We start from the raw sequence: 10,832 nt of genomic DNA, 5'->3' as shown, positions 1-10,832 counted from the left end.
CTTCCCCGCCCTTCGGGGAGGCCGACATCTCTCTCGTGCCGGGATCAGAAGTGCGAGAGAGAGCTCGCCTCGTAGCGCAGCTGATACGCCCGCACGCCACCGCCGTTCATACGGTAGATCGTGATCGCGGACAGAAACTGCTCCTTCACCTCCAGGGTGCGATGCCGCTCCTTCCCCTCAATGTCGCCGATCCAGTCCTCCACCTGTTCCGGCAGCTTGAAGGCGAGTTCGTACGCGTCCTCCTCAGCCAACGGCGACAGCGTCCACTCCGCCGAGCCGCCGCTGCCACGACGCCGAATACGCACTGCATGGTCGGGCTGGGCATCCGCGTATGTGGTGAACGCCAGGTGGTCGCTGACGGCCAGAGGCAGGATGAACGGCGCCGACGGGAAGCCCAGAAGCAATTCAGCGCCGCTGTTCTGCTGGAGCGCGGCTGCGAAGCCGGCGATGGCCGCCTCGGCCTCGTCCCGGAATCTGCTGTCCGCCGGCGCCGCCGTCGGTAGCAGCCCCGGAGACGCAGTCCAGGTCCCCAGCTCCTTGCGCAGCTCCGTACGCACCCACGTCACCGGGAACGTCCCGGACGCACCGAGGTGGAACTGCGCCTGCTCCAGCGTCCACGCAGTGGTACCGATCGCCCCGAGCAGCCAGGCGAACGAGGCACCCGACAGATCCACCAGCGAGATCTGGTGTGCCAAGGCGTACTTCTGGGCGTCTGCCGTGAAGCCACTCGTCGAGAACAGGGCGTACGCGTACTGATAGCGCTGCCGCGGCCTTCTGCCAGCGTGCATCATGAAGTTCTCGTTCACGTCGTGCACCACACCGTGGGCGTTGCGCACGATCTCGAGTCCGCAGCGCTCCTGGTAGAACTTCGCCTCCAGGAACAGCCGCACCGGCATCGAGAACGCCGGCGTGAACGCGAACTCCCCGAGCGCATCCACCTGATGCAGTGCGCCCCGGCCCCGCACCCGAAGCGTGTTGCCGTCGGTCACCAGTTCCTCGGGATCCTGACTCTCATGCACGAGCAAGCGGTAGCCCGAGGACCTCAGGAGCCAGGTCAGCGCCTCCTCCAACAAATATCCACGCAGCGCGGCACCTGTGGCCATGGTCAACCCCCTACATAACCAAGTAAGTTCCCTCTTGATCATCTCATTGGCTCACTCGGCCCAACAGGCCCTGGCCGTACCCCCGCTGCCTCCCCGATCCCAGGGAACCCGGTCGCCTCCGCCCCGAGTGGACCGCGCGGTGGCGCCGAACCCTGCCAGGACTTTGCGCCAGCGCTCGGGGGCGTGCTCCCCCGCACAGCCAGGCTGCCCAGGTGCGTGCGGGGTAGGTCTCAGGCTGGTCGGCGTGCAGCTTCGCCGCGACGCGCGAAACTTGGCCGCCCGGGGCCCGCGACGACTTGACCGCTGATGGGGATACGCGACTTGATCGCTTCGTAGGACAGTGCCGGCGAGGTCGTCTGCAGGGTGAACGTGACGACGGCCCGGCGGAAGTGACCGTGCCCGAGATCTGGGCCGGGTTGGACATCGGCAAGGAACACCACCACTGTGTAGTGATCGACGCGGCAGGGGAACGGCTGCTCTCGCGCCGAGTCCTCAACGACGAAACTGAGTTGCCGGGCCTCACGGCGACGTCCTGGCCCTCTCCGAGGACGTGCTGTGGGCGGCGGCCGGCAGATCAATCGGCTCCGCGCCCAGCTGCTGGCGATCTTCCCTGCGCTCGAACGTGCGCCAACGCTGACCAACCAGGGGCCTGTCATGCTGCCGACCTGCTACCAGACGCCGGCGGCGATCCGCCGCACCGGCGCCAAGCGCATCGAGACCTGGCTGAAGACCTGCAAGGTCAGAGGCGTCGCTGAGCCGGCCCGGACGGCGGTCGAGGCGGCTCAGAGCCAGCACACCGCCCTGCCTGGCGAGAAGCCGGCCGCGTCGCTGGTGGCCCGCCTCGCGAACGGGGTGATCGCCCTCAACGAGGAGATCGCCGAGATCGACGCCCTCATCGAGGCCCGGTTTCACCAGCACCAATACGCCAAGGTGATCAACAGCCTCCCCGGCATGGGCCCCTGCCTCGGGGCGGAGTTCATCGGCCGCTTCCACCGCGGACTCCTGCGGGCCTTCTATCTCTCCACATCGCCCGTTGCTCCCACGGCAGTTCGCTCGCATCCGCTCATCGGGCTTGCCGCCCGCGTGCGTCACCGCATCGAGACGGAGATCCAGGCCGGCCCCGGGTGAGCCGACGGGCGCCTCACCGATGCGGTTCCACCACGACGGGGCAGACCGCCCGGGGCCCGTGGTCCGCCGCGATCCGGGGCGTCACGGAGCGTACGGGACACGCCGGCCTGGTATTCCGCCGAACGGGACCCCCTGCGCGGCGTGGTCGACGCCGCCGTCGCGGCGGGACTGCGCGACCGCGCCTGGCGGCTCGTCCTCCTCCCGTGGCCACCGGCCACGGTGCACACGGCCGGCGCCCGGTGGCGAATCTTCGCACCGCGCCCGCCGTCATGCGGAGGGCCGTCATGCGAGGCATGTCCGGCTTGGGAAGGGGTTGGTGCGTCGCAGTCGAATCGTCGCCTTCGGAAGTCGCATGAACAGCAACTGCTGTTGACGTTTTCCGTTCACTAAATTTAGGGTCGCGGGACTCTCGCAGGAGATCCAGACCGACGGAGAACAATGACGTACTCTCCCGGTGCGCGACCGCGTCCCACCCGCCTGTCCGCACTGCTGCTCGCAGGCGCGCTCGTCGCCTCGGTACCGCCCGCGGCCGCCGCGCCAGCACCGCAACCTCCCACCGCCGACCATCTCCCCGCCGCCGCCCCGCCCGCCGGCAACTGCCGGACGGGCGACGGGTGGACACTCGAAACAGCCCGCCTCACCACGGACGACACCCACCACGCCTACGTGGGCAACGGCTACCTGGGGCAGCGCATACCACCCAACGGCGCCGGCTACACCGACAGCGGCGCCAAGACCGGGTGGCCGCTCTTCACTCCGAGCTACGACGGTTCGTTCGTGTCCGGGCTCTACGCGCACAACCAGCAGACCGCCGCGGACCGGCAGGCCGTCGCCGCCCTGCCCACCTGGACCGGCCTCACCGTCGGCACCGGCGGCGAACACGGCGATACGTTCAACTCTTTGACGAAACCGGGCCGAATATCCGGGTATCGCCAAACCCTCTTCCTGCACTGCGGCATCGTCCGGACCTCCCTGACCTGGACCGCTGCCGACGGACGGAAGACCGACCTCGTCTACGAAGTGCTGGCCGACCGCACCAATCCGCACGCGGGCGCCGTACGGCTGAGCATGACCCCGCGCTGGAGCGGCGACGCCACCGTCACCGATCTGCTCGACGGGCGCGGCGCCCGGCGCATCCGGCAGACCGGGGGCGGTGACCGGATCGCGGGGTCCGGCCGGGACGGCCGCACCATGGACGTGACCTTCCGCACCGACGGCACGGACACCGACGGCGCCGTCGCCTCCACCCTGCGCGCCGGGCGCGGCGTTCGCCCGGCCACGACCCAAGGCGCGTCGGCCGCCGAGGACTTGAGCGTCCGGCAGTCCCTCACCTTCCCCGTCCGCAAGGGCCAGGCGTACGAACTCACCAAGTACGTGGGCGTCGACACCGCCCTCACCTCGCACGCGCCCCGCCAGGACGCCACCACCGCCTCCCTGTTCGCCGCCCGGCGCGGCTGGGACGGGCTGCTGCGCGCCCACACCGCCGCCTGGGCCCGGATGTGGCGCTCCGACATCGAGGTGCCGGGGCAGCGCGAGCTGCAGGCATGGGTGCGCTCCGCCCGGTACGGGCTGCTGTCCAGCACCCGGGAAGGCGCCGCCAACAGCATCGCCCCGGCCGGGCTGACCAGCGACAACTACGCGGGCCTCGTCTTCTGGGACGCAGAGACCTGGATGTACCCGGCCCTCCTGGCCACCTCGCCCGACCTCGCCAGGACCGTCGTCGAGTACCGTTACCGGACCCTCGAAGGAGCCCGCGAGAACGCCCGCAAGCTCGGCTACCAGGGGCTCTTCTACCCCTGGAACAGCGGCAGCAAGGGCGACCTCGCCCAGGAGTGCCACAGCGTCGACCCGCCCCACTGCCGCACCCAGATCCACCTCCAGTCGGACATATCCCTCGCCACCTGGCAGTACTACCTCGCCACCGGCGACACCCACTGGCTGCGCGAGCGCGGCTGGCCGGTCATACGGGGCATAGCCGAGTTCTGGGCCGGGAGGGTCAGCCGCAACGCGGACGGCAGCTACTCCATCAAGGACACCGCCGGCCCCGACGAGTACAGCAACGGCGTCGACGACGCGGTCTTCACCAACGCCGGCGCCGTCACCGCACTGCGCAACGCCACCCGTGCCGCGCAGCTGCTGGGCGAGCGCGCCCCGGGGGAGTGGACGGCGATCGCCGACCGGATCAGGATCCCGTACGACGCGGAACACCAGGTCTTCCAGCAGTACGACGGCTACCGCGGCAGCAAGATCAAGCAGGCCGACACCGTGCTGCTGACGTACCCCCTGGAATGGCCGATGCCGAAGGACGCCGCGGCCCGCACCCTGGACTACTACGCCCAGCGCACCGACCCCGACGGCCCCGCCATGACGGACTCGGTGCACGCCATCGCCGCCGCCGGCACGGGCGAGGCGGGCTGCTCCACGTACACCTACCTGCAGCGCTCCATCAGGCCGTTCGTCCGCGGCCCCTTCGCCCTGTTCTCGGAGGCCCGCGGCGCCAAGGCGGGTGCCGAGGACCCGCTGGCCGGCTCGCCCGCGCACGACTTCCTCACGGGCAAGGGCGGCTTCCTGCAGATCTTCACCAACGGCCTGACCGGCATGCGGATGCGCGAGGACCGGCTCCGCCTCGACCCGATGCTGCCGCCGCAGCTCGGCCGCGGCGTCACCCTGCGCGGGCTGCACTGGCAGGGCCGCACGTACGACGTCGAACTCGGCGCCCACGACACCACCGTGCGGCTCACCGACGGCGCGCCCATGACCCTGGACACCCCGCAGGGCGAACGCGTCCTCACCAAGGCCGCCCCGGCCGTCCTGGAGACGCGCCGCCCCGACCTCGCCCCCACGGACAACCTGGCCCGCTGTACCACCGTCACCGCCTCCTCCGAGGAGCCCGGCATGTACGCGGCCGCCGCCGTCGACGGCAACCCCGCCACGGCCTGGGTGCCCGACGGGCCGGGCGGCAGCCTGACCACCGACCTCGGCAAGGCCGTACGCGTCACCAAGGTCACCCCCACGTGGAACGGTCCGGCGCCGGATGCGTACGACGTCCAGCTGTCCACCGACGGGCGGCACTGGCGCGACGCCGTAGCCGGTGCGGCCCGATACGTACGGGTGGTGGTGCACGGCGACTCCGGCGCCACGTCCCGTACGGGCATTGCGGAAGTGACGGTTTCGTAGGGGCCGGAGGACCGGTAGTGGATCACGATCGACAGGTCAATAGTGATAAGCGAAGCGAAGTAAATGCGCGCCGGGGTGTGCGCTCGACTCTCCATAAGTGCCTTGGTTTGTGGTGACTTTACGAGGGAAGGGTGGGGTGGTCGCTTGACGGCATAGGAAGCTGTGCTTATAAGCTAGGCTTCGTTCATGGACGAGACACCCGACCTCACCGACCTGGCCGGGCGGACCCGCGACAGCGTGTCCGCCCTGGCCCGGCGCATGCGCCAGGAACGCCCCGCACACGGCCTGGGCCTGACGAGCACGTCCGTGCTGAGCCGGCTGGACCGGCTGGGGCCGCTCAGCCCCAAGGACCTCGCCGCCTTCGAAGGCGTGCAGCCGCAGTCCCTGACCCGGCAGCTCGCCTCCCTGGAGGAGCGCGGCCTCCTCACCCGTCGCCCGCACCCCCAGGACGGGCGGCAGGTCGTCGTCGAGATCACCGACGAGGGCCGCCGCCTGGTGCAGGACGACCGCAGGACGCGCGACGAGTGGCTGGCCCAGGCCATTGCCCGGCGGCTGACACCGGTCGAGCGGGACGTGCTCGCGGCCGCGAACAAACTGCTGGACCTGCTGTCCGAAACCTAGGAGACCCCAGGAGGCGCCGTGGCGTTACCAACAGCGCGGAACGCGACCGAAGCCACGGACCGCGTCCGCACACCGCTCGGCTTCCTCGCCCCGATCGCCTTGGGCACGCTGCTCAACGCGCTCAACTCCTCGATGATCGCCGTGGCGTTGCTCTCCCTCCGGAAGGCGTTCCACGCCGGGTCCGAGGTGATCTGGCTGGTGTCCGGGCTGTACCTGGCCACCGCCGTGGCCCAGCCCACCATGGGCCGGCTGGCGGACGCCTTCGGCGCCCGCCGCGTCTTCCTCCTCGGCCTGGGCCTGGTGCTCACGGCGGCCGGCGCCGCGCCCTTCGCCCCCGGCCTCGGCTGGCTGATCGCCTCCCGGGTCCTGCTCGGCATCGGCACCTCCGCCGCGTATCCGGCCGGCATGTCGATGCTGCGTGCCCGGGCCACCGAACACACCGGCCCGAGTGCCGTGCCCACCGGCGGGCTCGGCGTCATCTCCGCCGCCTCCCAGGTGGCCGTCGCGCTCGGCCCGCCGCTCGGCGGCCTGCTCGTGGAGTACGCGGACTGGCGCGCCATCTTCTGGGTCAACGTCCCGTTGGCACTCGCGGCCATGGTGATGGCGCTCGCGTGGCTGCCCGCCGACCGGCCGGTGCGGCACGGTGGCGTCGTCGCCGCCCTCCGCGAGCTCGACCTCGCAGGCATGGCCCTGTTCGTGGGCGAGCTGTGCGGGCTGATGCTGTTCCTGCTCTCGCTGCCGGACCGTCCCCGGTGGTGGGCGCTCGCCGTCTTCGTCGTGCTGACCGCCGCGCTCGTCGTCCGTGAGCTGCGTGCCGTCCGGCCCTTCGTGGACCTGCGCATGATCGGCCGCAACCGGCCGCTGGCCGCGACGTACGTCCGCTGTGCGGCCACCTACGTCGTCTTCTACTCCGTCACCTATGCCCTGCCCCAGTGGCTCCAGCAGGGGCGGGGGCTGACCGAGTCCCAGTCCGGGCTGGTCATGCTGCCCGTCGCCCTCCTGGGCTTCCTCACCACCATGGGCGCCACCCGGATCGTGGACCGTGGCCTGCGGGCCGTACTGATCACCGGGTCCGCCGCCCTGTGCCTGGGCAGCGGTGCCCTCGGCCTGATCGGCTCGGGCGTGCCCCTGTGGGTGGTGCTCGTCATCGCCGCCGTGCTCGGCCTGCCCAACGGCTTCAACAGCCTCGGCAACCAGACGCTGATGTACCGCACCGCACCGGCCGATCGGATCGGCACCGCCTCCGGCCTCTACCGCACGGCCCAGTACGTCGGAGCCAACCTCGCGTCCGCCCTCGTGGGAATCGCCGTCGGCGGGCAGGCCGACGACGGTGGCCTCCACGTACTGGCCGCCGTGCTCACCGGCATCAGTGCCGTACTTCTCATGAACGCCGCCACCACCGCGCACCTCAAGCCCGCCGGACCCCGCGACTGACCCGCCCGGCCCCACCCGAGCGTGCGCACCCACGCACGCAGGAAAGGACACCTTCCATGCCGGTCACCGACCTCAGCCCCCGAACCGCCCTCGTCGTCCTCGACGTGCAGCAGGGCATCCTCGGCCTCCCGCTCCAGCCGCACCCGGCCGCTCGCGTCGTGGACAACAGCGCCCGCCTGGCGCACGCCTTCCGCGCCGCCGGCCTGCCGGTCGTCCTCGTCAACGTCGCCCACGGCCCCGACGGCGGTGCCGCGCTCCGGCCGCGCGCCGACGTTCCCCACAACCCGCCCGCTCTGCACCCCGAGTACTCCGCACTCGCCCCGGAGCTCGCGCCGCACCCCACCGACCTGCTGATCACCAAGCGGCAGTGGGGCGCCTTCACCGGCACCGAACTCGACATCCAGCTGCGCCGCCGCGGCATCGAGGAGATCGTGCTGACCGGTGTCGCGACCAACCTGGCGGTGGAGTCAACGGCCCGCTGCGCCTACGAGCACGGCTACCACGTCGTCGTCACCGAGGACGCCACCAGCACTTTCTCCGCCGAGCACCAGGAATTCGCGATCACCCGCATCCTGCCGATGATCGCCCGCATCGACTCCACCGACGCCGTGCTCCTCGCCCTGCAGTCGATGCAGGACTGACGTCCCCCGGGCTCAGCGCGTCACCGATCTCCCGGCCGCCGGCCGACTGCCAGGTCTCACCCAGGGTGTGACAGACCATCGCCGTGGTGAGGGCGGTGGCCCCGGCCCCCTCACGCGTCCACCACGAAGCCGACCGCCCTGTGGGCCGCTTCCGCCCGCTCGGCGGCCTCCTTCCCGTCCGCCCCGGTCGCCAGCACGTACCCCTGCCGGCTGCCGGACCCTTCGAGCCGGCCCAGTGCCTGGCCCGCTCGCGCGGTGAGCTGCACGGTCACCACTCCCGGCAGTGCGCGGGCCGCCTCGGCACCGCCGACCGCCCGGACGACGGTGTTCTCGTGGGCGAAGAAGCGGATCGCCGCGGCCCCGGCGCGCGGGGCCGTGCTGACGGGTCCCTCCACACCGAGCATCGCCGCGGCCGTCGCCGCCGCGAGACGCACCCCCGTCACCAGCTCCACCATCTGCCAGATCTGGTCGCCGCCGAAGCGGGTCTGGGTCTCGATGACGACGGGCGTGCCGTCCCGGCGGATCCTGAACTCGGTGTGCGCGGGCCCCCACCGGTGGCCCAGGGCATCGAGCAGCGCGGTGACCGCCGACGTCACCGCCTCCTGGACGGCGGGGGCGAGCCGCGCCGGCAGCTGATGTCCGGTCTCGACGAAGGCGGGCGGCCCGGTGGTGGCCTTCTCCGTGACCGCCAGGACCTCGTGCTTGCCGTCGAGCGTGAGCGTCTCGACACTCACCTCCTGCCCGGGAACGTACTCCTCGGCCAGGACCGCGCCGCCTCCCGCCGATGCCTTCTCCCAGGCCGCGGCCAGTCCGTCGGGCCCGTCGGCTCCGTCGGCCAGGCAGACGCCGCGGCTGCCGGAGCCGGCCGCGGGCTTGAGGACGACGGGCGCTCCCAGCCGATCCTGGAACGCGGTGGCCTCGGCGAGGGAGCCGCAGGCGCGGTAGGCAACGCTGCTCAGCCCGTGTTCGTCCAGCAGGGCGCGCATGCGGAGCTTGTCGCGGCTGTCACGCACGGCGGGCAACGGATTGTGCACGAGCGAGAGCCGCTCACCGATGCGCGCGGCGGTCAGCAGATGCTGTTCCGCGAAGGACAGCACCGCGTCGAACGGGACGGCACCGTGCTCGTGGAGAAAGACCGCGGTGGTCTCCGCGCGGTTGGCGTCGACCCGGTCGTGGACGATCAGGGTGTCGGCCCGTTCGGCCTGGAGTGCCGTGAGGTTGCCGCGTTCCTGGAGGAGGGTGATCCGGATGCCGAGCTCGGCGAGGGACGCGAAACCCGAGTCCTTCCCGCCCACCAGCAGCAGATGGGGACGGACCGGAGAGCGGGCGGACGAACGGGCGGAGGAGCTGACGGCGGCGGGGCCGGGCGCCGGCTCGGTGCGTACCGCCGCCGGGGCGACGGTGCAGGTCGTGGCGTGCAGGCCGGACAGCGGACGGAAGCCGGTCCGGGCGGCGCCCTGGAGTGCGGTCATGGCGGATCACCTTTCGTCACCGGGCCGAAGGGCATGTGGGGGTGGGTGGCCGCGGGCCGGCTTGCCGGGCGTGCGGTCTAGCGGTGCGGTCCGGGGAAGAAGTCGACGAGGAGCATGTCGCGCACTCCCGCGCGGGAATCCGCGGCCGGGGTCACCGGGGTGACGCCGTGCAGCACGCGCCGGTCGTCGAGCAGGATGGTCTCGAAGGGTTCCCTCAGTACGGCCCGGTGGACGGGTCTGCGCTCCAGGTCGTACAGGATCGATTCGGCTCCGCGGACGTTGTCGCGCTGGATCAGGACCTGGCCCACGTAGTGGTGCCCGTCCTGGTGGACGCCCTCCGGCGCCGGGTTGCCCTCGGCGTCGGCCGTGGCGACGACCCGGATCTGGTGGACGCCGCAGGTGTCGATCCCCGCGGTGCTGCCGGGAATCCGCTCGTACAGGGTGGTCACGATCGCGCTCAGGACCGGTCCGGCCGCCACGGAGTCCTCCAGCGGGGCGAACATCCGGTGCACTCCGCCGTTCACCGCGTTCACGTCCGCGTCCTGGAAGAAGGCGGTGTGCGGGAGCCTCTCCAGCCCGCCGGCCGCCAGGCGGAAGGTGCTGTAGCGGCGGAATCGGTACGGCACGTCGGTGGGCAGGTGCCCGTCGGCGGGCAGGTCGTTCCACGACTCGGTGAATTCCTTGACGGCGCTCACGGGCACCGTCTCCCATGCTCCGGTCAGCACCTCGGGGCCGAACTGGACGAAGGGCGGTGGCTGTTCGGGTACGTCGGACACGTGGTTCATCCGGTCTTCCTGTTCGATCCGCGGTGCGGACCGGTGTCGGTTCCGTGGTGGTCGGTCACTGGGTTCTCGGGAGGCGGACCTCCGGGGAGGCGGTCCCCTCCTTGGCGAGATGGTGCGGTCCGCCGGCGGACCGGCGGTTCGCACCAAGATCAAAGCAGGGCGGTCGCCCGTGGAACAAGGCCGGACGCCACACCCGTGTGCGAGAGGGAGATCACAGGCGTGATGGCTGAAATTACGGGCTACTAAAGTGAGCTGATGGGCCATCAGCGCGGTCTGGAGCAGTCACGGGAGGGGTGGCGCGCTCCGTGGCTGGCCGCTGTCCGCGGCCGAGGTTCGGCCGGGTGGATGATTTTGCGCCATCGGCCAAGGCTCAGAACGGCTTCATGTCGGGGCCATCGTTCATTCGCCCGGGCTTCCCTCTGCGGTGCTGACCTTTCTGACCGACACGTTGAACACACGGAAGGGACAGGA

The 10,832-nt window shown here is 71.2% G+C and carries 7 protein-coding genes and 1 pseudogene; 5 read left to right on the top strand and 3 right to left on the bottom strand.

Annotated elements, in window-relative coordinates:
* Positions 1 to 44 precede the first annotated feature (44 nt).
* Positions 45 to 1,103: a PDDEXK family nuclease gene (locus IE182_RS11340; RefSeq protein ID WP_190109600.1), complete on the bottom strand. Its 1,059-nt coding sequence runs from the start codon at positions 1,101 to 1,103 to the stop codon at positions 45 to 47.
* A 395-nt stretch (positions 1,104 to 1,498) separates the two neighbouring features.
* On the opposite strand from IE182_RS11340, the pseudogene IE182_RS11335 reads away from it, so the two are divergent.
* The 5 genes and pseudogenes from IE182_RS11335 to IE182_RS11315 all read left to right on the top strand — a co-directional run.
* A pseudogene (locus IE182_RS11335) lies at positions 1,499 to 2,126 on the top strand (IS110 family transposase); the annotation flags it as partial.
* Between the two features lie 543 nt (positions 2,127 to 2,669).
* Positions 2,670 to 5,408, top strand: coding sequence for a discoidin domain-containing protein (locus IE182_RS11330; RefSeq protein WP_190109599.1), 2,739 nt, complete (start codon positions 2,670 to 2,672; stop codon positions 5,406 to 5,408).
* A 186-nt stretch (positions 5,409 to 5,594) separates the two neighbouring features.
* Positions 5,595 to 6,029 (top strand): MarR family winged helix-turn-helix transcriptional regulator, encoded by a 435-nt coding sequence (locus tag IE182_RS11325; protein ID WP_190109598.1) that lies wholly within the window; start codon positions 5,595 to 5,597, stop codon positions 6,027 to 6,029.
* 18 nt (positions 6,030 to 6,047) lie between these two features.
* A complete protein-coding gene (locus IE182_RS11320; RefSeq protein WP_229844736.1) occupies positions 6,048 to 7,463 on the top strand; it encodes an MFS transporter in 1,416 nt (471 codons plus the stop codon).
* 56 nt (positions 7,464 to 7,519) lie between these two features.
* Positions 7,520 to 8,104 (top strand): isochorismatase family protein, encoded by a 585-nt coding sequence (locus IE182_RS11315; RefSeq protein WP_190109597.1) that lies wholly within the window; start codon positions 7,520 to 7,522, stop codon positions 8,102 to 8,104.
* A gap of 110 nt (positions 8,105 to 8,214) precedes the next feature.
* Here IE182_RS11315 and IE182_RS11310 read toward each other — a convergent pair whose 3' ends face one another.
* Both IE182_RS11310 and IE182_RS11305 read right to left on the bottom strand, forming a co-directional pair.
* Complete coding sequence (locus IE182_RS11310) at positions 8,215 to 9,576, bottom strand: ATP-grasp domain-containing protein (protein WP_190109596.1); 1,362 nt, start codon at positions 9,574 to 9,576, stop codon at positions 8,215 to 8,217.
* A 77-nt stretch (positions 9,577 to 9,653) separates the two neighbouring features.
* Positions 9,654 to 10,361: a 2OG-Fe dioxygenase family protein gene (locus tag IE182_RS11305; RefSeq protein WP_190109595.1), complete on the bottom strand. Its 708-nt coding sequence runs from the start codon at positions 10,359 to 10,361 to the stop codon at positions 9,654 to 9,656.
* Between the last annotated feature and the right edge of the window lie 471 nt (positions 10,362 to 10,832).

The sequence above is a fragment of the Streptomyces cinnamoneus genome (assembly GCF_014650495.1).
Taxonomy (GTDB): domain Bacteria; phylum Actinomycetota; class Actinomycetes; order Streptomycetales; family Streptomycetaceae; genus Streptomyces; species Streptomyces cinnamoneus.
Note: the sequence above shows the minus strand (reverse complement) of the source record. Positions and strands in the feature narration are given on the sequence as shown.